Source organism: Butyricicoccus sp. AM78-15b2TA (genome assembly GCF_027665985.1).
Lineage (GTDB): Bacteria > Bacillota > Clostridia > Oscillospirales > Butyricicoccaceae > Agathobaculum > Agathobaculum butyriciproducens.
Window position 1 is genome coordinate 197,253 of the sequence record NZ_JAQEHY010000005.1, and the last position, 21,386, is coordinate 218,638.

General features: G+C 56.0%; 20 protein-coding genes. 11 read left to right on the forward strand and 9 right to left on the reverse strand.

What is annotated here, in order from left to right:
• Positions 1-24: 24 nt before the first annotated feature.
• Entirely contained in the window at positions 25-2,025 is a 2,001-nt protein-coding gene (locus PGS25_RS07140) for a DHH family phosphoesterase (RefSeq protein WP_118360686.1), read from the reverse strand.
• Between the two features lie 168 nt (positions 2,026-2,193).
• Between PGS25_RS07140 and PGS25_RS07145 the strand changes: the two genes are divergently transcribed.
• From PGS25_RS07145 to PGS25_RS07155, 3 genes are all read left to right on the forward strand, one after another.
• Positions 2,194-2,562: a VOC family protein gene (locus PGS25_RS07145; RefSeq protein WP_116705159.1), complete on the forward strand. Its 369-nt coding sequence runs from the start codon at positions 2,194-2,196 to the stop codon at positions 2,560-2,562.
• Positions 2,563-2,687: 125 nt separating this feature from the next.
• Positions 2,688-3,230 (forward strand): chromate transporter, encoded by a 543-nt coding sequence (locus PGS25_RS07150; RefSeq protein WP_270418109.1) that lies wholly within the window; start codon positions 2,688-2,690, stop codon positions 3,228-3,230.
• Positions 3,227-3,793: a chromate transporter gene (locus tag PGS25_RS07155; protein ID WP_270418110.1), complete on the forward strand. Its 567-nt coding sequence runs from the start codon at positions 3,227-3,229 to the stop codon at positions 3,791-3,793. Before PGS25_RS07150 ends, PGS25_RS07155 begins: the two co-directional genes overlap by 4 nt.
• A 198-nt stretch (positions 3,794-3,991) precedes the next feature.
• On the opposite strand, the gene PGS25_RS07160 is transcribed toward PGS25_RS07155, so the two are convergent.
• From PGS25_RS07160 to PGS25_RS07175, 4 genes are all read right to left on the reverse strand, one after another.
• On the reverse strand, positions 3,992-4,396 hold the full coding sequence (locus PGS25_RS07160; RefSeq protein WP_270418111.1) for a C-GCAxxG-C-C family protein: 405 nt from the start codon (positions 4,394-4,396) through the stop codon (positions 3,992-3,994).
• Positions 4,397-4,495: 99 nt separating this feature from the next.
• Positions 4,496-6,304, reverse strand: coding sequence for an N-acetylmuramoyl-L-alanine amidase (locus PGS25_RS07165; protein ID WP_270418112.1), 1,809 nt, complete (start codon positions 6,302-6,304; stop codon positions 4,496-4,498).
• 172 nt (positions 6,305-6,476) lie between these two features.
• Positions 6,477-7,043: a hydrolase gene (locus PGS25_RS07170; protein ID WP_270418113.1), complete on the reverse strand. Its 567-nt coding sequence runs from the start codon at positions 7,041-7,043 to the stop codon at positions 6,477-6,479.
• Between the two features lie 54 nt (positions 7,044-7,097).
• Positions 7,098-8,243 (reverse strand): FtsW/RodA/SpoVE family cell cycle protein, encoded by a 1,146-nt coding sequence (locus tag PGS25_RS07175; RefSeq protein ID WP_270418114.1) that lies wholly within the window; start codon positions 8,241-8,243, stop codon positions 7,098-7,100.
• A gap of 267 nt (positions 8,244-8,510) precedes the next feature.
• Between PGS25_RS07175 and PGS25_RS07180 the strand changes: the two genes are divergently transcribed.
• A complete protein-coding gene (locus tag PGS25_RS07180; protein ID WP_270383452.1) occupies positions 8,511-10,181 on the forward strand; it encodes a formate--tetrahydrofolate ligase in 1,671 nt (556 codons plus the stop codon).
• 86 nt (positions 10,182-10,267) lie between these two features.
• A complete protein-coding gene (locus tag PGS25_RS07185; protein ID WP_270418115.1) occupies positions 10,268-11,200 on the forward strand; it encodes an AEC family transporter in 933 nt (310 codons plus the stop codon).
• Positions 11,201-11,244: 44 nt separating this feature from the next.
• On the opposite strand, the gene PGS25_RS07190 is transcribed toward PGS25_RS07185, so the two are convergent.
• Both PGS25_RS07190 and malQ read right to left on the reverse strand, forming a co-directional pair.
• Positions 11,245-12,483 (reverse strand): HAD-IA family hydrolase, encoded by a 1,239-nt coding sequence (locus PGS25_RS07190; RefSeq protein WP_270418116.1) that lies wholly within the window; start codon positions 12,481-12,483, stop codon positions 11,245-11,247.
• A gap of 83 nt (positions 12,484-12,566) precedes the next feature.
• Positions 12,567-14,060: a 4-alpha-glucanotransferase gene (malQ, locus tag PGS25_RS07195; RefSeq protein WP_270418117.1), complete on the reverse strand. Its 1,494-nt coding sequence runs from the start codon at positions 14,058-14,060 to the stop codon at positions 12,567-12,569.
• Between the two features lie 287 nt (positions 14,061-14,347).
• Here malQ and trmB point away from each other — a divergent pair, with 287 nt between their 5' ends.
• The gene (gene trmB / locus PGS25_RS07200) at positions 14,348-15,007 is read left to right on the forward strand and encodes a tRNA (guanosine(46)-N7)-methyltransferase TrmB (RefSeq protein WP_110436112.1); all 660 of its coding nucleotides are present in this window, start codon (positions 14,348-14,350) and stop codon (positions 15,005-15,007) included.
• Between the two features lie 471 nt (positions 15,008-15,478).
• Here the strand turns inward: trmB and PGS25_RS07205 are convergent, their stop codons facing one another.
• Together PGS25_RS07205 and PGS25_RS07210 are read right to left on the reverse strand one after the other, a co-directional pair.
• The gene (locus tag PGS25_RS07205; RefSeq protein ID WP_118360675.1) at positions 15,479-16,117 is read right to left on the reverse strand and encodes a phosphoribosyltransferase; all 639 of its coding nucleotides are present in this window, start codon (positions 16,115-16,117) and stop codon (positions 15,479-15,481) included.
• Positions 16,118-16,177: 60 nt separating this feature from the next.
• Positions 16,178-17,023 (reverse strand): PfkB family carbohydrate kinase, encoded by an 846-nt coding sequence (locus PGS25_RS07210; protein ID WP_118478848.1) that lies wholly within the window; start codon positions 17,021-17,023, stop codon positions 16,178-16,180.
• Between the two features lie 302 nt (positions 17,024-17,325).
• Here PGS25_RS07210 and PGS25_RS07215 point away from each other — a divergent pair, with 302 nt between their 5' ends.
• The 5 genes from PGS25_RS07215 to PGS25_RS07235 all read left to right on the forward strand — a co-directional run bounded on the left by PGS25_RS07215 (position 17,326) and on the right by PGS25_RS07235 (position 21,129).
• Entirely contained in the window at positions 17,326-18,624 is a 1,299-nt protein-coding gene (locus tag PGS25_RS07215) for a glycoside hydrolase family 10 protein (RefSeq protein WP_270418118.1), read from the forward strand.
• 27 nt (positions 18,625-18,651) lie between these two features.
• On the forward strand, positions 18,652-19,392 hold the full coding sequence (locus PGS25_RS07220) for an acyl-[acyl-carrier-protein] thioesterase (RefSeq protein ID WP_118729123.1): 741 nt from the start codon (positions 18,652-18,654) through the stop codon (positions 19,390-19,392).
• Positions 19,389-19,700, forward strand: a complete 312-nt coding sequence (locus PGS25_RS07225) for a hypothetical protein (RefSeq protein WP_117489954.1) — start codon at positions 19,389-19,391, stop codon at positions 19,698-19,700. Before PGS25_RS07220 ends, PGS25_RS07225 begins: the two co-directional genes overlap by 4 nt.
• Positions 19,684-20,130 (forward strand): HEPN domain-containing protein, encoded by a 447-nt coding sequence (locus tag PGS25_RS07230; protein WP_117489955.1) that lies wholly within the window; start codon positions 19,684-19,686, stop codon positions 20,128-20,130. The genes PGS25_RS07225 and PGS25_RS07230 overlap by 17 nt, the downstream gene beginning before the upstream one ends.
• Positions 20,131-20,604: 474 nt before the next feature.
• Complete coding sequence (locus PGS25_RS07235) at positions 20,605-21,129, forward strand: transcription repressor NadR (RefSeq protein WP_110436105.1); 525 nt, start codon at positions 20,605-20,607, stop codon at positions 21,127-21,129.
• Positions 21,130-21,386: the final 257 nt, after the last annotated feature.

Here is a 21,386-nt window from a genome sequence, read left to right on the forward strand (position 1 = left end):
AACAGCTTCGCCTGCTTTTCGGTTTTATTTATTATCGTCCTGCTTTTCGGTCCGCTGATCGTCGAAGTAGCCGCGAATGGCATCCGTGATCAGCTTGTCGGCCTCCTCCGGCGTGGTATTCTTCAGCTGTGCACCGGCCGCCGAATGGTTGCCACCGCCGCCGAGTCTCTCCATCAGCAGCTGCACATTGACGTGGCCTGCCGCACGAGCGGAAACCGCCATATCATTGCCGCTGCGGAACGCAACAACGCTTGCATGTGTGCCGATGATGGACAGCAGCTCGTCTGCTGCCTGTGCGGCCGCAATACGGTCTACCTCCTCGCCGGTGATAGCGAAGATAACGCCCTGACCGCAGTTGCGCGCGGACGAGATCAGCTTCTGACGCTCCATATACTGGTCAAAGCTGGACTGGAACAGGCGCTTGACATCGCTCGACTCCGCACCTGCGCGGCGCAGATACGCTGCCGCCTCAAATGTGCGGACACCGGTGCGCGTTGCAAAGCCCTTGGTATCCAGATAAATACCTGCCAGCATGGCTTCCGCCTCGCAGGTGAGGATGCCGCTGGTCGGCACAAGATACTGCAGCAACTCGCTGACCAGCTCAGATGCGGACGACGCATACGGCTCGTGCAGGGATACGACTGCATTCTCGATATAATCCGCCGCACGGCGGTGATGGTCAATGACTGCGATCTTGTTGATGGATTCGAGCAGCGCCGCGCTCTCCACATAGCCGGGACGGTTTACGTCCACCACGATAAGCAGCGTGTTGAAATCGCACGCGATCATCGCATCCTCGGCGCTGATGAACACGCCCTTGTACTCAGACTGGGTTTCCAGCCGTTCGATCAGGTCATTTGCCATGGTGTGCTGACGGTCCACAACAATGTGCACCGGTCTGCCCTTGACACGCGCGGCACAGACCATACCGGCAGCAGCGCCGATGGCGTCCATATCGCTGTTCTTGTGGCCCATGACCAGCACCTGAGACGAGTCGCGGATCAGCTGGCTGAGTGCGTTTGCAACCACGCGGCTCTTGACCTTGGTGCGCTTCTCGACTTCCTCGCTCAATCCGCCGAAGAAGGCAAAGTTAAATTTATTCTTGATAACCGCCTGGTCGCCGCCGCGGGACAGCGCCATGTCGACAGCGAGTCCGGCAAACTGATAGCTTTCCGCAAGCGTTTCGCCGTCGCGTCCGATACCGATGGACAGGGTAGCTACAACGCCCTCGTGGTTCTCAATTTCGCGCACCTCCTGCAGAACGGAGAACTTGCGCGCGACCAGCTTGTCCAGCTCGGCGTTTTCGATCACGAAGATATACTTGTCGCGGTCGTACTTGCGCAGTACAGCGCTCGAGTCCTTCACCCAGGCAAACAGACGTTTATCAATGCCCGCCAGAATGTTGGATTTTTCCGAGTCGGTGGTGTTCTTGACCAGCTCCTCGTAGTTGTCGATCGCGATAACCGCGATAGCCGGACGGGTAGTCTCAGCCGCATCCCGCAGACGGACAAACTCGGTGCAGTCGATGAAATGCAGCATCATCAGCTGTCCCGCACCGCTCTGCACCATACTGCCGAATACATGGTACTGCCGCTTGCCGATGCCAAGCTCTCCCGGGAACGCGGTCTGCCCCTTGATGAGCCAGCCGGTCTCAAACGTCGGTGCGATCTCGCCCATGCGAACGCCGCTTACCGCAGTCCCCCGACCGCTGATTTCCGCAAATGCGTCATTCGCCCATACGATCTCGCCCGTGGTAGCCAGCGCAACAGCTGTCGGCAGCGGCGAGCGTGTCACCGCCGGACGGATCTCTCCGCCATCTACCTCGATGTTGTTCATCAGCTCCTGCACCTGCCGCCGCCGTGCCGCATTCATGCGCAGCGAAACAATCCGCAGGATGATGCACACCACAATACCTGCCGCACCGTACACGCGGGAGAAATAAAGTCCCACGACTGCAAACAGGAAAAACAGCACATAAAACATTACGCTGTTGGGAGCCAGCATCTTCTGTAATCTCTTTTTCAAACCCCTGCCTCCTTTTTTGGACGCAAATATTCAACCTAATTATAGCAAGCCATTGTAGAAATTTCAACACTAAATGCAAACCGGTTTTGTATCTTTTCGCCGTCCGCTTGCAATTTCTGCGGCTTCATGGTACAGTAACCGTAGATTCGCAATCAGGAGGATATCATTATGCAATTTTCGTTTGCACACAACAATTTTAATGTCCGCGATCTGAACCGCTCGCTTTCTTTTTATAAGGAGGCTCTCGGTCTGACCGAATCCAGCCGCATCAACGCACCGGACGGCAGCTTCATTATTGTATACCTGACCGATGGCGTAACGCCGCATCTGCTCGAGCTGACGTGGCTGCGCGACTGGGACAAGCCGTACAACCTCGGTGACAACGAGTTCCACCTTGCCTTCCGCGTGGATGATTTCGATGCCGCGCACGCAAAGCACAAGGAAATGGACTGCATCTGCTTTGAAAATCCGGCAATGGGCATCTATTTCATCTCCGACCCGGACGGCTACTGGCTGGAGGTCATTCCCGCAAAGTAAACAGAAAACGCTTGGAGCTGCTGCTTTGAGCGTTTTTTTCATTCTCTTAACAGGATTATTCTGTTCATTTTTCGGTAACGGGTGTATACTATTGAAGTTATCTCCTGACGAAAGGACTGTATCATTTGAATTCTTACCTTGATCTATACCTCACGTTTGCAAGGATTGGCGTGTGCACATTCGGCGGCGGCTATGCCATGCTGCCGATTCTGCAGCGCGAGGTCGTTGAAAACCGCCGCTGGACAACTGAGGACGAGCTGATGGACTACTACGCCATCGGTCAGTGCACCCCGGGCGTTATCGCGGTGAACACCGCCACGTTCATCGGCTACAAGACGCACGGCATTCTCGGCGGCATTGCCGCCACGGCGGGCATGATCACGCCATCGCTGATTATTATCACGATTATCGCCGCATTTATCCAGCAGTTTGCGCATCTCGCTGTCGTGCAGCACGCATTTGCCGGAATCCGTATCGCGGTCTGCGCGCTCGTGCTGCAGTCCGTGTGGAAAATGGCGAAAAAGGGCGTTGTTGACGTGCCGACCAGCGTTATCCTGCTCGTTACGTTCGCGGCTGTCGCCTTCTTCGGCGTATCGCCGGTTGTGATGGTCATTGTGGCCGCCATTGCCGGTATCGCTATCGGCATGATCAGGAGGAGACGCGCATGATCTTCCTTCAGCTGTTTTACGAATTTTTCAAGGCGGGTCTGTTCGCCATCGGCGGCGGACTGGCGACCCTGCCCTTCCTCAAGCAGATTTCGCTGCGGTATCCGTGGTTCACGCCGAACGATCTGATGGACATGATCGCAGTCTCCGAATCCACACCCGGTCCGATGGGTGTCAACTCGGCAACGTATGCAGGCTTCCACGCGGCCGGCATTCCCGGTGCCCTCATGGCGACCTGCTCGCTTGTGCTGCCGTCGGTCATCATCATCATTCTGGTGTCGCGTGCGCTTGATAAGTTCCGCGACTCTCCACTGGTCAAGAACGGCTTTTACGGCCTGCGTCCGGCGTCCGCGGGTCTGATCTTCGGTGCAATGCTTGAGGTGTTTGTCGCAGCGCTGCTGCATACGGAAAACTGGTCAGGCATTGCAAGTCTCGGTTCGGTCATCAATGTTCCGGCGATAATGATTTTTCTCGTGCTGTCGCTCGGTATCTGGAAGCTCAAAAAGCTGCACCCGATCGTGTTTATCCTAATCGGCGCGGTATGCGGCATTGTGTTTAATCTGTAAGTTTTGATTTGTTATCGTGCAGATTCTCTGTGGAACGGCGGGATGGGGCATCCCGCCCTCCCCGATACATTCTGCCAAATGTTTTGCCGCATACACCATAATCACACGACATACCGTAGGGCGGGGTGACCTCACCCTGCCGCTACCCTCCGAATTGCACAAAAAATCCCTTTCTCAGTCGAGAAAGGGATTTTCTTTTTATTTCGTGAGGTATTCCTCAATCAGCTCACACGCATCCTCAATGCAGCCCGGACAGGAGCGCCGTACATTGCCGTCGGCTACGCCCTTGAGGTCGCGGCACAGATACGCGCCGTTCTTCTGCTCAAACTTCTCCTTGAGCATTTTCGTGACCTTATAAGTCTGACCCTTGGTCGTGCCCGGCTGATCCAATCCTGCGCTGTTCTTCATGCCCGCGAGCATGAACGCACCGCTCAGCGCGCCGCACATCTCCATGCAGCCCATGCCGAAGCCGAAGCCTTCCGACATTTTATAGGCGGTCTCCTTATCCAGACCAGCCAGATCGCAGTACGCGCAGACCACCGCCTGCGCGCAGTTGTAGCCCTGATTGTGAAAATCCTGTGCCAGTTTTGCCCGTTCTGTCATAACAAATATCTCCTTTTTTCAAAGCAAACCGCGCCGTAAACGACGCGGTCAACTTATAGTTTACTTAAGGCACCGCCGCTTAAATTATGCGGTATTGCCTTAATACTGCACCTGTGTGAAATAATACAGGATCGCATTGCGCTGTGCACGCGCCTGCTTCTGCCAGTCCTCATCACTGTCGATGAACTTCTGGTCCTCCTCGTTATCAATGAAGCAGAATTCACTCGTCAGCGCCGGAATATTCAGCGCCGCCGCTGCACGGTTGGTGTAATAATAATCGCCGTGGCTGCCCTCGCGGAACACGATCTGGCGAATCGGAACACCCAGCTTTTCGTACTCGTCGAGCAGCGCCTGCGCCAGAATTTTGGTCGGGCCGCCGTTCTTGTCCGCAATCTGCGCCAGAATTTCCGCTCCGCGTGCAGTGGTGTTGGCTGCATTGTGGTGGATACTAAAGAACAGGTCCGCCGAGGACGCATACTGTTTCATAACAGCGCCGCGCAGCGTCAGCTCGCTGCCTTCCTCAAGGGTATCGCGCACCATGATAACCTTTGCACCGGCTGCCTCAAGGTACTGCTTGAGGTACTGCGCCACATACAGGTTGACATGCTTCTCATCGAGCGAACCGCCGTTGTTCCCGCCGACATCGCTGCCGCCGTGACCCGGGTCGATAATGACCGTCATCACGCCATCAATGTGCGAGGTGCGCGGCGGCTGTATCGGATCGTTATCCTCGTCGCCGCTGACGTAGTCGCGCACGCGCGTCAGGTAAGCCGCACTGCAGTAGCGGCCGCTGCCCGAAGCGTTATCCATAATATGTGCCCAGCCGTTGCTGATGCTGTCAACCGCGATTTCCGCGCCGTTTTTCAGCACGCCGACCAGCGTACCGGAGGTGCTCGGGCTCGAGCGGACAGACAGCTCGGAGTCCACGGTTACACGGTACACGCCGCTTGTGAACGTCTCGGCGGGCGTATCCGGCGTTGTCGGCTCAGTCGGCGTCGTCGGCTCGTCAGGAGTCGCCGGTGTACTCGGCGTCGAAGGTGCGCTCGGCTTGGAGATAGTCGGCTCGGTCTGCTTATCGACCGCCGCATTGTAATCTCTTACGCGAACCAGATAATCCGCGCTGCAGTAACGGCCGCTGCCGCCTGCGCTGTCCAGCAGGTGCGCCCAGCCGTTCGACAGCTTGTCCACGATAACCAGAGCATCCTTGGCGTACTCGCCGACTTCGGAATAGGTTTTGCCCGGACCGCTGCGCACGGTCAGCGCCGAATTGACGTTAACGCGGTACACGCCGGTCGTGAACGAAGCCGGAATCGGTGCAGGTGTCGGGGTTTTAAGCGAAACCGTGCGGCTGGGTACGTCATAATCCGCCGTAAAGCCGAGTGCAGCCGCCATATCGGCAATCTTGTAGTAGTTGTTTCCGTTGATGATGTAACCGTCAAACGAAACCTTTTTGCCGTTCACCTTGACGATAGCCGTAGTGGGTTTGCCTGCCGCGCTGGACAGTGCCGCCGTATTCAGCTCTCCGCCGACCGCGGTGTAATTTTTGCCGGTCGTCAGGGTGATGACGTTGGTGGATTTCTCCCAGCCTACCTCAAACTCTGCGGTGCTGTTGCGCAGCAGATAGGCTACGTCACGCAGCTTGAAATAATTATACTTGTTAATTAAGTACGCCTGCGGATTGGTCACCGCCTTGCCGTTGAGCTGAAACGCGTGCGTGGTCTTTGCCGCGCTGACGACCGCTCTCGCCTGCGGCAGATCCTGTGTCAGATCCCGCTCGGCGGCAGTCTCGGTCGTGACGGCTGTGGTTTCTGCCTCCACAGCATCCTGCGGCAATTCTGCGGCCGCCGCACCCGCTGTCATATATATCGCCGCACTCAGAAATACCGCGATCATTCGTTTGAAACGCATTCTTGAACCTCCATGCTGTTTCGCCGATGGGTTGCTTTCCTGCATGCCCGCTGCGGACACTCTTGATGGTATTTTACCACAAAACAGGGTACATTTCAACGAAAGATGACGAAACCGGGGCATTTGTAATATTACAAATGCCCCGATTATTCCATATAAGTGCAATATTTCGTTAAATCTCTTCCATCTGCCTGTTGATGGAATCCTCGCAGGAACGCATGGCATCCAGCGTTTGCTGCCACAGTTCCTCGAGCGTCAGTCCGCACAGCTCCGCGCCGCGCTCGATGACCTCACGCGAGCAGCCTGCCGCGAACTTTTTATCCTTGTATTTTTTCTTCAGGCTCTTGAGCTCCATGTCCTGCACACTTTTCGATGGGCGCATGAGCGCCGCCGCACCGATCAGGCCGGTCAGCTCATCGGCTGCATACAGCAGCTTTTCCATCTCGTGCTCCGGCTTGATGTCCACGCAAATCGCCCATCCGTGGCTGCATACCGCGTGAATAATGCTCTCGTCTGCACCGCCTTCGCGCAGCAGCTCAGATGCCTTGACACAGTGCTGCTCCGGCCACTGCTCGAAATCAATGTCATGCAGCAGACCGACAATGCCCCAGAATTCCGGGTCATAGCCGCGCTGCTCCGCAAAACAGCGCATGACACCCTCAACCGTCAGCGCATGTCGTAAATGGAACGGCTCTGCGTTGTACCTGCAAAGAAGCTCCCATGCTTGTTGTCTGGTCATTTTACAAAATCCTTTCTGGCATTTTCAATGTATGCGCAGGGCGGGATGCCCCTATCAGTTTTGCAGCCAGCTTGGCTTTTCCCGCATTCTCACGCCGGCGGCGATGCCAAGCGCGGCGAACATGGTTACGATCGACGTACCGCCGTAGGAGAAGAACGGCAGCGTCAGACCCATGACAGGCAGCAGACCGACATTCATAAAGATATTCATAAAGGTCTGGAACAGCAGCATGCCGCTTACACCGACCGCAATCAGCGCCGAAAACGGCGTAGAGGCGCGGTACGCCACATAAAACAAACGGATGATCAGCGCCATCAGCAGAATGATGATGAGCAGGCAGCCGAGGAAGCCCAGTTCCTCGCCGGCGACCGAGAAAATGTAGTCGGTCTGGTTCTCCGGCACATACTGCATCTGGGTCATCGTGCCGTTGGTCCAGCCCTGACCGGTAAACTGTCCCGAGCCGATGGCGATCTTGCCGTAGGTCGCCTGTCGGGACTGCTCCACGTCAATGGACGGGTCAAACAGCACGAGGATTCGCGTTTTCTGGTAATCCTTGAGCACATAATTCCACAGGATCGGCACGCTTGCGATACCGACTCCGGCAGCAATGCCCAGCCACTTGAGCGGCAGACCGGCCGAGAACAGCATGATAACCGCGATCATCAGGTACTGGATCGCCATGCCGGTGTCGCCCGACGAGAGCACGACCGCCCCCATCATTACCAGCGTGTGCAGACCGACCGAAACCAGTCCGCGCCATTCGGTGATATGATCCTGTATTTCGGTCATGTGCGCGGCAATCGTGAAGATGAAGATCAGCTTGCCGAGCTCACCCGGCTGCAGGCTTGTCACGCCCAGATTGAGCCATGCACGCTGGCCGTTGACCTCGGTGCCGAGCGGCGTAAACAGCAGAAACTGCAGCAGAATGTTGCCAATCACGAATATTTTCCATAGGTCGCCCAGATTTTCCAAGTCGATCAGACTGAGCGCGACAAACGCCGCCAGACCGAGAATGATCGCGGCACCCTGTACATACAGGTTTTTCGTCGAGCCGTCCAGCGCCGTCACCGGATTGAGCGTTGCCGAGTAAATGAGGAGCATGCCGTAGATCGAGCAGACCAGTCCCAGCAGCATCAGATACAGGTCGGTGTTTTTGATATAATGCGTAACAGAGTGTACAATGGAACGAGCAGTGTCCATCAAACCCCTCCCTTTCAAAATGTAAAATTGAGAATTGAGCATCGGAAATTAAGGTATCGCCGCAAAGCGGCGGAATTAAATTGCAGTGCTCTGCACTGCCACACTCATTTCCCATCCTCAATTACATTTCTATATGATACCACAACACACCCCTCTTTGCGAGTAACAATTTCGGCAAATTTTTCGCGTGCTTGTATGGAAAACCGGACGAAGTATTGATATAATGAATATATTATGTTACCCGCTGCAAAATAGAGGAGGAATTTCATGTTATCCGATATTGAAATCGCACAGGGCTGTCAGATGCGCCCGATCACCGAGGTTGCCGCTGCTGCCGGTCTGGATGCCGATGATCTGGAACTGTACGGCAAGTACAAGGCAAAGCTGTCCGCAGACGTGTGGACCAAGGTGAAGGAAAAGGAAAACGGCAAGCTGGTCCTCGTTACCGCCATCAACCCGACGCCTGCCGGTGAGGGCAAGACCACGACCTCGGTCGGTCTGGGTCAGGCACTGTGCAAACAGGGCAAAAACGCGATTATCGCACTGCGCGAGCCGTCTCTCGGTCCGGTATTCGGCATCAAGGGCGGCGCGGCAGGCGGCGGCTACGCGCAGGTTGTTCCGATGGAGGACATCAATCTGCACTTTACCGGCGATATGCACGCCATCACGGCAGCAAACAACCTGCTGTGCGCCATGCTGGACAACCACATGCAGCAGGGCAATCTGCTGAACATTGATCCGCGCCGTATTGTATTCACCCGCGTAATGGACATGAACGACCGTGCTCTCCGCAACATCACCATCGGTCTGGGCGGCAAGGTGAACGGCGTGCCGCGCGAGGACCACTTCATGATCACCGTAGCGTCCGAGGTTATGGCTATCCTGTGTCTGGCTGCTGATCTGGACGACCTAAAAAAGCGTTTCGGTGATATTCTGGTGGCATACAGCTACGCCGGCAAGCCGATCTACGCCCGCGACCTGCATGCAGAGGGCGCCATGACGGCACTGATGAAGGATGCCATCAAGCCCAACCTGATTCAGACGCTCGAGGGCACGCCCTGCCTGATGCACGGCGGTCCGTTCGCCAATATCGCACACGGCTGCAACAGCGTGCAGGCAACCAAGCTGGCACTCAAGTTGGGTGATATCGCCATCACAGAGGCAGGCTTCGGCGCTGACCTCGGCGCAGAGAAATTCATGGACATCAAGTGCCGCAAGGCCGGTCTGGCTCCGGACTGCATCGTACTGGTTGCAACCGTCCGCGCGCTCAAGTACAACGGCGGTGTAGCCAAGGCTGATCTCAACCAGCCGAACATGGATGCGCTGAAGCACGGTATCTGCAATCTGGATGCACATCTGGATAACATGAAGAAGTTCGGCGTACCGGTCGTTGTTGCCGTCAACGCATTCCCGACCGACACTGACGAGGAGATGGATTTCATCCGCGAGCACTGTGCCGAGCGCGGTGTGCGTGTAGCACTCTCCGAGGTATTTGCCAAGGGCGGCGAAGGCGGTCAGGCGCTGGCCGACGAGGTTCTGGCTGTGCTCGACGAGGGCAAGGCCGACTTCCACATGCTGTATGAGGATTCGCTCCCGCTCGAGGACAAGATCCGCAAGATCGCCAAGGAGATTTACGGTGCACTCGGCGTGACCATCGCGCCTGCCGCAAAGAAGGAGCTGGCAAACATCACCGAGATGGGCTACGGCAACCTGCCGGTCTGCGTTGCAAAGACGCAGTATTCGCTCTCCGATGACGCATCGCTGCTCGGCCGCCCGACCGAATTTGTTGTCAACGTGCGCACCGCTCGTCTGGCTGCCGGTGCAGGCTTTGTTGTTGTAGAGACCGGCTCGATCATGACCATGCCCGGTCTGCCCAAGGTTCCGGCTGCGGAGAAGATCGACGTAGACAGCAACGGTAAGATCACCGGTCTGTTCTAAATACAATTCAAATGAAGAGTGGAGAGAACATCGGCTGCGGTGTGCTCTCCACTTTTCCCTCTTCTTTTTGCTGTGAAAGTGATATTATGCAAATCAGTCTTATTTTAGCACAGCAGATTGCCGAGCTGTTTCTCATTCTTCTGATCGGCTGCGTGCTCGTCAAGGCCCAGCTGCTCCAAAGTGCGGACAGCCGCGTGCTGTCGGTCGTGATGATATATGCGGTCATGCCGTGCGTCATCATCAACGCCTTTCAGGTGGATTACTCTCCTGCCGTTGTTACCGGATTGCTGTACGCCTTTGTACTGGCGATTGCGCTGCACGCGCTGCTTCTTCTGCTGGCGCGGCTGCTGCGCCGTCCGCTGCGGCTGGATGTGATCGAGCGCACCTGCATCATCTACACGAATGCGGGCATTCTGGTCATTCCGCTGGTGCGGGCGCTGCTTGGCGAGGATTATGTGATCTATTCCTGCGCGTTCCTCGTGGTGCAGCAGGTTCTCCTGTGGACGCACTGCCGCAGTCTGCTCTGCGGTACGCGCGGCTTCGAGTGGAAAAAGATCATCGGCAATGTCAATATCATCGCCATTTTGATCGGCGGTGCACTGTTCATCCTGCGGCTGCCGCTGCCCGGTCTGGTGAACGATTTGTTCTCTCAGCTCGGCGCGATGGTCGGCCCGATCGGTATGCTGCTGGCCGGTATCGTCATTGCGGACACGCCGCTCCGCCAGCTGTTTATGCGCCGTCGGCATTATGTTCCTGTGCTGCTGCGGCTGATTATCTGCCCGATTATCACGGTACTGCTGCTTCGTGTCATCGATGCGGCAAACTGGATTCCGGATGGACACAGCATTCTGCTGACCGTGTATCTCGCGTGCATCACGCCTGCATGCGCTACGGTTACTTCGATGGCGCAGCTTTATGACCGCGATGCTGAGTATTCCAGCGCACTGTATGTGCTCACAACGCTGTTTTCTATTCTCACCATGCCGCTGATGGTATGGGTGTTCGAGGTGCTCATTTAACAAAAAACCGTGTATTTCAAATGAAATACACGGTTTTCTTTTTGTCAGAAGCCCAGTTTTTCGCCGATGAGCACGACCTCACAGCTTTCAAATCCGCTCGGCACGCCCATATGAATGACCATGGCGCGGCAGATACGCTCCGGGCTTTCACAGTTGTGACACCTGCCGTCCACTGCACAAGGTGTTTTTTTATTCAGCCGCTTGGCATTGAGCGGAGCGGCAATATTTCTTGCCCGCTCGATGGCGCTCTGCAGGTCGGGACGCAGCTTGTTCACGCCGCACACGAAAATGCAGCGCTTCGGTCCGAACAGCGTGGCCGCCACGCGGTTGCACTTGCCGTCTATATTGACGATCTCGCCGGTCTCGCTCAGTCCGTTCGCTGAAGAAAGGTAAATGTCCGGCGTCTGGCAGTACATGCCCTTGTCGATCCAATGCCAGTGCGCGTCCGTGCTGTCCGCAAAGTTCTCCGGAAAACCAAGCTGCTTCATCGTCATTGACCCGCCCATCGACACGGATTTGCCTGCACAGGTGTCTCTCAGGTAGGAAACCGCCTCGTCTTTTGTTGCAAAATAGTGGAAACCGAAGCCGTAGCCGGTCAGAGCCTTCTCCGCCTTGCTCACATCGGGCACGCCGTACGCGAACAGCGGCAGCAGATCGCTCGGCTCATATGCGAGCGCGTCCGCACCGGATGCACGCAGTTCCTCCGCCGAGCGGAATCCCCAGGCAACACCGATGGCGGTCAGTCCTGCGTTTACTGCGGTCTGCATATCGGTCGCGCTGTCGCCGATGTAGAGGGTCGTTTCCTTATCGCCGCCCAGCTCATCCAGCAGTCCGAGTACACTCGTCGGATCGGGCTTGCGCGGGATATTCGGGCGTTCGCCATAGGTAATGCACACCAGATCGCCGAAATAGTGCTCAATCAGCGCTTTCGCAGCGGAATCGTACTTGTTCGACAGCACACCGACCGTCACGCCGTTCTCCTTGAGCGTTTCGAGCACCGAAACAATGCCCTCATACGGATGCGTGCGGTTCATCATGTGCTCGCCGTAGAACGCGCGGAAATCCGCCAGACAGGTGTCAATCATCTCATCCGTGCGGCTCTCCTCGGAAATGCTGCGCTCGACCAGCTTGCGCACGCCGTTGCCGATACGGATGCGCGTCTGCTCCATGCTCACCGGCGGAAAGCCATGCTTCTCGACGGCATAGGTCACGCTGTCGCACAGATCACCGAGCGTGTTGAGCAGCGTACCGTCCAAATCAAAAATGGCCGTTGTAATTTTCATACATATTCGTCCTTTTCTTGTCCGTGAAAATAGAATACCGCACCACAGAATCCCGTGATGCGGTATCATTATAGCACATTTTCTTACCCGCGCATATACGTCTTGGTAATTTCACCGAGCATGGACGAAACCGTCGGGTTGAGCGCTTCCGCGCGCACGCGCCAGCGCCAGTTTTTGCCGCCGATGGTGGCAGGCGTATTCATGCGGGAATCCGCACCGAGCGAGAGCAGATCCTGCAGGGTCGTCATAGCGATGTTCGCCGAGGACGCCCATACGCACTTGATGGCACTCCAGCCCATGGCCTCGGCGTGCGAGGTACGCAGATACCGGTATGCAAACTGCTTTTCCGGCTCGGAGCAGATGTCCATGATCTGCTCGCACACGGTCTGCGAGTCATGGGTCGAGGTGTAGACGATGCTGTTCGGCTTATAGTTGTGCGGCAGATGCTCGTTGTCGTAATCCGGCGTAAAGCCGAAAATCAGCACGCGCATGCCCGGAAAACCGCTTTCTTCGAGCAGCTTCTTGACCTCATCGGTCTGCACGCCGAGGTCCTCCGCGATGAGCGGCACCGGACCGAGTGCCTTCTCGATGGCGTTAAACAGTTCCATGCCCGGACCCTTGCGCCACTTTCCGTTGATGGCGGTCTCCTCGTCCGCGCCGACCTCCCAGTAAGCGGCAAAACCGCGGAAATGGTCGAGACGCACCACGTCGAACAGCGCCATGTTGCTCTTCATGCGCCAGATCCACCACGCGTAGTTTTCCGCCTTGTGCGCCGTCCAGTTGTACACGGGGTTGCCCCATAGCTGACCGGTTGCAGAATAGTAATCGGGCGGTACGCCTGCTACCAGCTTGGGGCTGCGGTCGGGCTTTAGCTTGAACAGCTTGGGATGCGTCCATACATCAGACGAGTCGGCAGAAACGTAAATCGGGATGTCACCGATGATCTGAATGCCCTTTTCGTTGGCATACTCGCGCAGCGCCGTCCACTGCTTGAAGAAGATATACTGCAGGAAAATCCGGAAATCCACCTCGTCACGCAGTTCTTCCGTCACTTTTTCAAGTGCTGCAGGCTTGCGGTCGCGCACATCCTTGTCCGGCCACATGTAGACCGGCATGTGATGGTATTTCTCCTCCTTGAGCGCCATAAACAGCGCGTAATCCGGCAGCCATTCGCTGTTCTTCTCAGTGAAGACGGCAATTTCCTCGCGCATTTCCGGTGTCACGCGGCTGTATGCCTTGCGGAACAGCGGCCAGCGGGTATCGGCCAGCTGCTCGAAATCCGCGGTATCCGCCGAAGCGTTGAAGTCGCCCTGACGAACCTCATCCGCGGTGAGCAGACCGTCCTCAACGAGCAGATCCATGTCGATCAGATACGGATTGCCCGCCGCTGCCGAAAAGCACTGGTACGGCGAATCGCCGAAGCCGGTATGACCGAGCGGAAGCACCTGCCAGTAGGTTTGATGCGCCGCTGCCAGAAAATCTACAAAATCACGGGCGGTCTTGCCCATGGTGCCCACGCCGTGCGGCGAAGGCAGTGAAGTGACGTGCGCAAGCACGCCGCTGGAACGCTTAAACATATCCTTCTCTCCCTTTGTCAGTGGATCTGTTGTTATTATAGCACAAATGTAGCATTTAACCAAGAACTATCTGCAAATTTGCATATTTTTTGTGAAAGTTGTGGTCTTTCTGTAAATTTGGCTGAGATAACGGTTGTGCCCGACTATCTCTCTGTGGTATAATATTATGTCTATTATTGCAGAAGATGTGCCGCAGACCGAAGTATTCTGCGGCAGCTTACTCTTTTTTCGTCCTGTTTGAGGACAGTTTTCCGTACTATAACACTGATGTAAGGGGTTTATCACGCATGAGAATGCGCAAAAAGAAAAACTTGGACGTTCGATTTGCCGCCTGTGCGGACGTTATGGCGTTCGAGCCGAAGGAAAAACGCGGCAAGTGGCGCGCCCTGTTCGGCAACGACAATCCGATTCATCTGGAGATCGGCTGCGGCAAGGGCCGTTTTGCCATCGGCATGGCCGAGCAGCACCCGGATGTGAACTTTATCGCGGTCGAGCGCGAGGAAGGCGCGCTCATCATGGCAGCCGAGCGCTGCCAGCAGCAGCCGCTGCCCAATCTGCGGTTCGTATCCTTTGACGCGGCTGAGCTGCGCGAGGTATTCGCGCCCGGTGAGGTGGACCGCATTTACCTGAATTTCTCCGATCCATGGCCGCCCAACCGTCAGCGCAAGCGCCGCCTGACGTGGCGTGCATATCTGGAAGTATATGATGAAATCCTGCGTCAGCAGGGTGATCTGTGCTTCAAGACGGATAATCAGCGCTTTTTCGAGTGGAGTCTGCAGGAGATCTGCCAGTTTGGCTGGCTGATTCAGAATATCTCACTCGATCTGCATAACTCGGACTTTGAGGGCAATGTCATGACCGAGTATGAGGAGAAGTTCTCCGCGGAGGGCTACCGGATTTATCGTCTGGAGGCACGCCGCCGTCTGCCGGAATTTCTGAAAAAGTAAACGAAAGAGGAAGGTTTTTACCTTCCTCTTTTGCTTTTTCAAAGTTTCGGTTATCAGTATTGTTTGTTAGTCTCTGCCAGACGGTGGTTGAGCGCTTGCGAAGCGAACGAAATCTTGCCTGCCCGGCAGGGGCACAAGAGGGTAGACACCAAGGTTTCCACCCTCTTGTGAATCACCCCTTTCCTAAGATAGTCTGGCGCAGACCAGAGACCGGCGACCGCTTCGAAAATGGGGAACGGCAGAGGATTTTTTCTTCCGTAGGGGCGCACAGAGTGCGCCCATTTCTCTACCTATTCGCAGTGTCAGATTCCATACTGCTACACATACCATTTCATCTCTGCAGACGCGACAACAAGGTGAATTGCCCGAAGGGCGAGAGAAACCATCGCGTTCATTTTCCATTCTCAATTTTCAATTCTCCATTCTGCACGCATAAAAAAAAGAGGAAAGCACACGCTTTCCTCTTGCCTGTTACAGCTTATTGTACCCTCTCGGGGTGACGATTGCATCCAGCGGAGTGCCTGCGGCACAGTCCGGGCAGGCTTTGCCGCGCACAAAGTTCTGGTAATGCGGAAAATCCGCGCCGGAGAACAGGCTGACGACCTTTTTGCCGCTCAGCTCGCTGATATTGGAGAACAGCGCCGCAAAGCCGGAGACGCGGCCGCCGTAATACTCGACGCACTCCTTCGCCTGCGAAAAGGTCTGACCGGTGGATGCGGAATTGACCAGCACAAGCACATTGCGGTGCTCGATCATATGGCGCAGGTTATCCGAGAACACAAACTGACCGTTGACATTACTGTCCGGCTCGACAAGATAAATATCCTTGCCGCTGTTGACATTGCCCATGCCCACGCTCGACAGCTCACCGGCGAGATATGCGCCGATGTACTCCGTGCCTTCCATGCACAGCAGTGTATCAATGCTGGTGGACGATAACTGGTATGCAATGCTGCGCGCGGCTTCTCTGGACATTGCCATGCTGTGCTTGATCTCGGACATATCAATATAGTAGTTGATGTGCGAATGATTCGTGGCAAAATGCCCCGGTATCGCGTCCGCGTAAAGTCGCTTGTTCACACGGGAGGTGATGCGGATCGACTGCTTCATACAAAAACCACCTTTCTTACAGCGCACCCCTATCGGGGAATATCTGAGAATCTATCTATATTATACCTCAGTCCGGTTCTCGTGGCAAGAAAAAAGGCGCGGCAGCAGCTTTTCAAATTGCACGCCATGCATAGGGTCGGTATGCTGCGCGGCAGTGTAGGCGATGCAGTCCTTGACGAACTCGCCGGCGAGCGCACAGGCATCGGCAAGCCCCCTGCCGTTCAGCAGCGCGCCGAGCACGACCGCCGCAAACAGGTCTCCGGTGCCGGGGTAATACTGCGCGATCCTCTCGTGCAGACTGATGGTGCCGCCATCCGCAGACAGACAGCCGGAGCCGACCTTCCCAGGCTCGTAATCCAGGCCGGTCAGCACAACCTGTGCGCCGTAGCGGCTGTGAAGTGCATGCAGCCACTCCTGCGCTTCCGTTTCGTTCTGCGGTGCGGAGGCCGGGTCGCGGTCGAGCAGGATAGCCGCTTCGGTCGTATTCGGCGTGATGATATCCGCAATTTCGCACAACTCACGCATACGCGTGCACATTTCGGGTGTATAGGTGGCGTAGACCTCACCGTTGTCGCCCATCACCGGGTCGATGAACGCCGTGCCGTTTTCGGATTTCAGCCGCAGTACGGCATCCCGCACGCAGTCGATCTGATCTGCCGAGCCGAGAAAGCCCGCGTACACCGACTCAAACCGTAACCCTAACCGGTCGTACTGGTCGATAACACGCGGCATAACGCCGGTCAGATCGACCGTTTCCCAGCCGGGAATGGCCATGTGCGTGGAAAAATATGCGGTCGGCAGCGGCACGCACTGGTGTCCTGCCGCCGAAATCGCTGCAATGATCGGCACAAGCGACGAACGTCCGAAACCCGACAGATCGTGCAGCGCTAAAACCTTTTTCTGCATGGATTTGCTCTCCTTCTTACTCTATGGCAACACCGTACAATTAAAGCAGCGGCGTCTTGTCAGTACGCAAAATTTGCTCACAAATCGCTCTTGTTCAATTATTCGGTATTGCCCTGTCTGTATTTCAGCATACAATGAAAAGCCTTTTCTGTCAACGCACCTGTCTGCCAGAATTCACATTATGTACTTAAATTTCCCGATCGGTTGTGGTATAATATAGGGTAACAAATTGGCGAAGCTGCTTTCGCAAGCAGGGTATGCAATGGTTATGAAAGCAGCTTCCGGATAAAAGGAGATTCTTCATGCTGAAAAAACGCATTCTATCCATCGTGCTGGCGCTGACCATGCTGATGGTACCGGGCGCTTACGCCGCTCAGCCCGCAAAGGACGATATGCGCGGTGTCTGGGTCGCGTCCGTACATAATATTGATTTTCCCTCCGAGCAGGGCATGACCGCCGACCAGCTCAAGGCCGAGGCCGATACCGAGCTGGACAATATTGCCGCAATGGGCCTGAACACGGTCTTCCTGCAGGTGCGGCCTTCCGCAGATGCGCTGTATCCGTCCGAGCTGTTCCCGTGGAGCCGCTATGTCAGCGGCACGGCCGGTCAGGCACCGGACGGCAGCTTTGACGTCCTCGGCTACTGGGTAACCGCAGCGCACGAGCGCGGTCTGCAGCTGCACGCGTGGATCAACCCATACCGCATTACGATTGACGGCGAGGACGAATGGAACGCAATCCCGGATTCCAGTCCGGCCAAGCAGCATCCGGAGTGGGTAATCAAGTACAACGATAACTACTACTTCGATCCCGGTATTCCGGCGGTGCAGCAGCTTGTCGTAGACGGTGCGGCTGAGATCGTCAAGAATTACGACGTAGACGGCATTCATCTGGATGATTATTTCTATCCGGGTACGGATTTTGCAGATGAGGCGACTTACGAGCGCTACGGTCAGGATTTCAGCAGGATCGGTGACTGGAGACGTGACAACGTCAACACACTCATCGCTGCTCTGGATGAGACACTGCATACGCTGGATAAGAACCTCTCGTTCGGTGTCAGTCCCGCCGGTATCTGGGAAAACAAAAGCGCAAACTCCAAGGGCAGCAACACGCAGGGGCAGTCCTCATACAGCGAGCTGTACTGCGATTCCCTGCAGTGGATCAACGCCGGCACCGTAGACTATATCTGTCCGCAGCTGTACTGGTCGATCGGCTTTGAGCCTGCTGACTTCCAGACGCTCGTCAAGTGGTGGCAGAAGGCGGTTTCCACCAGCGATGTAGCGCTGTACATCGGCATCGGCGCATACCGTTCGGCGGAAGCGCAGCCCGGTGATACCTGGTACGGCACGGATGAAATCGAGCGTCAGCTTACTCTGCTCGATGACAGCATTGATATTCAGGGCGAGGTATTTTTCAGCTATACCTCTCTTGAGTCCATCGACGGCTGTCCGGCCTTCCTGACCGCGCACTACGCGAAGGATAAGCCGGTCACCAAGCCGGATACCGACAATTCCGGCACCATCACCCAGGAGGAAGCACAGCGGCAGGCTACCCTGCTGGATATGCTTTCCCGCTTTATCGTTTCCCTGTTCCGCTAACCGCACATTTTTCGGAGGTGCATTCCCATGGTCGATCTACTCACCCGTGAATATGAGGTGAATTACAGCCACATTGACAACCGCGGCATTGCCAAGCCGTCCTTCCTGTGGAATATTATGCAGGACGCAGCGACCGTCCACGCAGAAGCGCTGCATATCGGTCCGCTCGATCTGCGGATCGTGTGGGTACTCTCGCGCATGAAAGCGCGGCTGACACGTCCGCTGCTGCCGTATGAGCGGCTGCGGTGCGAAACGTGGTGTCCGGGCATCAAGGGTGCAAGCTGGTACCGCAGTTTCTCGTTCTTTGTGGATAACAAGCCGGTTGGCGACGCACAGTCTATGTGGGTAACGCTCGACCCGGAGACGCACCGCATTGTGCGTCCGAGCGCATTTCCCGAAGCCGAGCAGTACCTGCACACCTCCCGCGGAGAGCTGTTTGCGCCGCTGCCCAAGCTGTCGTGTGACAACGTGCGCCTGCATCATGTTCACGAGGTCCGTTATTCGGATCTGGATGTCAACAATCATGTCAACAACGTGCGTGCGGTCGAGCTGATCTCGGACGCGCTCGATCTGTACAAGCAGCCGGGTTTTGTCTCCGAGCTGCAGGTCAACTACACCGCCGAAACCGCCTGCGGCGAATCGCTTTCGCTGCTGACCGGCACGGCGGACAGCGCACGTTACATTCGCGGTGAAGCCGATGGCAGAACCCGCTTCGAGGCGCTTGCCACGCTTTCGCCGCTGCCCGACCCGAAGGAGGGATTGGTATGACGCAAGCGATCGAGCAGGCTGTATGCGACATTTTGGGTGCGTGCCAGCCGGTCAAAATCATCCTGTATGCGGAAAAGCGTACGATGGCAACCGACAAGCTCAAGGCGTTCAGCCTTTGCGTTATCGTGCCGGAGAGCGCCAACTGCCGCACACTGCGCACACACCTGCACCTGGCGATTACGGTTTCCGTACCCGTCAGTCTGAGCGTTTACACCACCGAGGAATGGGCGGAGCTTTGCACGGACAGTACCTCGTATGCCGCATGGATCGCCCGGAAAGGCAAGGTGATTTATGACCAGGCGACGTAAAGGTGCATCCGACAGCTGTTTTTACTACAAATGGCTGGACAAGGCGCTGTGCGACCTGCAGGCCGCACGTCTGCTGCTGACCTACGGCGGCGATCATTACAACATCGCGTTCCACTGCCAGCAGGCGATTGAAAAGGCACTGAAAGGCTATCTGCTGTTCCGCACCGGACGGCATTTTGACGGACACAACCTGACGTACCTGTGCCGTCAGGCGATCCAGCTGGACTCGAAGGCGTTCTCCGAATATCTGGACGAGAGTGCGGCGCTCAACGATTTATATATTGAGACGCGGTATCCAACCGACCTGCCGTTTGAGATTGATGAGCTGGAGGTCCGCCGGTATCTGGATATGGCAGAGCGGATGTTTGCCGCGATTCGGCAACAGCTGTATGAGGGCGGGAGACCGCATGAGATTGTGCAGCGCAGATAATTTTTATTTGCGCTGTTTGCCTAACGAATTAGGAATAGGTGCTAACCCTTAGCTGGGGTTCCAAAAGGATAGACACCAAGGTTTCTATCCTCTTGGGACTCCAGTTTCCTTTGTTTGTTAGTCTGGCGCATACCAGAGACCGGCGACCGCTTCGAAAAGGGGAACGGCAGTCGGGTTACTCTTGCGTTTGTTTCGTAAAATATTCGCAGTTCACAGATACCTTACTGCTACACATATCGGCTACTCTCCGCAGGCGCGGCACAAGGTGAATTGCCCGAAGGGCAAGAGAGGGTCCTCCGGGGGATGCTCGCACCGCGCAACTCGTTCGTCTGGGGCTGCGGACGGCACCTGTGAATTACACCTATCCTTCAACTCTTACCTCCTCACTCCTACCTTGCATAATCTCTCCCATCTTGACACTTGCATACTCCGTCAACTTTTGCTATCATATAAGGATGTAAGGAGTGACTAACCATGAACGCTGCGGAACGACGCACTAAAATCACCCACCTGCTTGCACAGGCGAACGGGCCGTTATCGGCGACCGCGCTGGCCGCGCAATGCGGTGTCAGCCGCCAGATTATTGTAGGCGATGTTGCGCTGCTGCGTGCAGGCGGATTGGCCGTGCTCGCTACGCCGCGCGGATATATTCTGGAGAACACCTCGGCGCCGGCCTGTGCGGAGCGACACATTGTCAGCCACCACGACAACAGCCGCATGCTTGAGGAGCTATACACGGTCGTCGATCTCGGCGGAGCCGTGATTGATGTGACGGTCGAGCACGCTGTATACGGTCAGATCTGTGCACCGCTGCACATTTTCTCGCGGTATGACGCCGACGCGTTTAACGAGAAGATTCAGCAGTCCGGCTCCCGGCCGCTGTCCAACCTGACCGGCGGCATCCACCTGCACACCATCCGCGCTACGGATGAGAAAACGCTCGAACGCGTAATTCAGGGGCTCAAGGACAAAGGCTTTCTGCTGCTCGAGGATAACTAAAAACCACCCGAACGATAGATTTCGTTCGGGTGGTTCAGTCTATCAATAAAGTCCGTTTTCGCGATGCTGACGCTGCCGCGCGGCAGCGCGCATGAAATAGAATTTGCTGTGCAAATTCGTAAAAAGCCGGAGCATGTATCTGGCTTTTTACACTTCTGGAGGAAGAAAGTTTCGACCATCGTGAGGAACTTTCGGACGACTTTGGAACGGCCTGCAGTCCGTTCCTGCTTGTCGGCGAAACTGTAGTTCTAATACGA

Excerpts from the sequence above, each read along its gene's own strand:
- PGS25_RS07145 (WP_116705159.1), top strand. The coding sequence starts at position 2,194 with ATGCAATTTTCGTTTGCACACAACAATTTTAATGTCCGCGATCTGAAC.
- PGS25_RS07155 (WP_270418110.1), top strand. The coding sequence starts at position 3,227 with ATGATCTTCCTTCAGCTGTTTTACGAATTTTTCAAGGCGGGTCTGTTC.
- PGS25_RS07160 (WP_270418111.1), bottom strand. The coding sequence starts at position 4,396 with ATGACAGAACGGGCAAAACTGGCACAGGATTTTCACAATCAGGGCTAC.
- PGS25_RS07165 (WP_270418112.1), bottom strand. The coding sequence starts at position 6,304 with ATGCGTTTCAAACGAATGATCGCGGTATTTCTGAGTGCGGCGATATAT.
- PGS25_RS07170 (WP_270418113.1), bottom strand. The coding sequence starts at position 7,043 with ATGACCAGACAACAAGCATGGGAGCTTCTTTGCAGGTACAACGCAGAG.
- PGS25_RS07175 (WP_270418114.1), bottom strand. The coding sequence starts at position 8,243 with ATGGACACTGCTCGTTCCATTGTACACTCTGTTACGCATTATATCAAA.
- PGS25_RS07180 (WP_270383452.1), top strand. The coding sequence starts at position 8,511 with ATGTTATCCGATATTGAAATCGCACAGGGCTGTCAGATGCGCCCGATC.
- PGS25_RS07185 (WP_270418115.1), top strand. The coding sequence starts at position 10,268 with ATGCAAATCAGTCTTATTTTAGCACAGCAGATTGCCGAGCTGTTTCTC.
- PGS25_RS07190 (WP_270418116.1), bottom strand. The coding sequence starts at position 12,483 with ATGAAAATTACAACGGCCATTTTTGATTTGGACGGTACGCTGCTCAAC.
- malQ (WP_270418117.1), bottom strand. The coding sequence starts at position 14,060 with ATGTTTAAGCGTTCCAGCGGCGTGCTTGCGCACGTCACTTCACTGCCT.
- trmB (WP_110436112.1), top strand. The coding sequence starts at position 14,348 with ATGAGAATGCGCAAAAAGAAAAACTTGGACGTTCGATTTGCCGCCTGT.
- PGS25_RS07205 (WP_118360675.1), bottom strand. The coding sequence starts at position 16,117 with ATGAAGCAGTCGATCCGCATCACCTCCCGTGTGAACAAGCGACTTTAC.
- PGS25_RS07210 (WP_118478848.1), bottom strand. The coding sequence starts at position 17,023 with ATGCAGAAAAAGGTTTTAGCGCTGCACGATCTGTCGGGTTTCGGACGT.
- PGS25_RS07215 (WP_270418118.1), top strand. The coding sequence starts at position 17,326 with ATGCTGAAAAAACGCATTCTATCCATCGTGCTGGCGCTGACCATGCTG.
- PGS25_RS07220 (WP_118729123.1), top strand. The coding sequence starts at position 18,652 with ATGGTCGATCTACTCACCCGTGAATATGAGGTGAATTACAGCCACATT.
- PGS25_RS07225 (WP_117489954.1), top strand. The coding sequence starts at position 19,389 with ATGACGCAAGCGATCGAGCAGGCTGTATGCGACATTTTGGGTGCGTGC.
- PGS25_RS07230 (WP_117489955.1), top strand. The coding sequence starts at position 19,684 with ATGACCAGGCGACGTAAAGGTGCATCCGACAGCTGTTTTTACTACAAA.
- PGS25_RS07235 (WP_110436105.1), top strand. The coding sequence starts at position 20,605 with ATGAACGCTGCGGAACGACGCACTAAAATCACCCACCTGCTTGCACAG.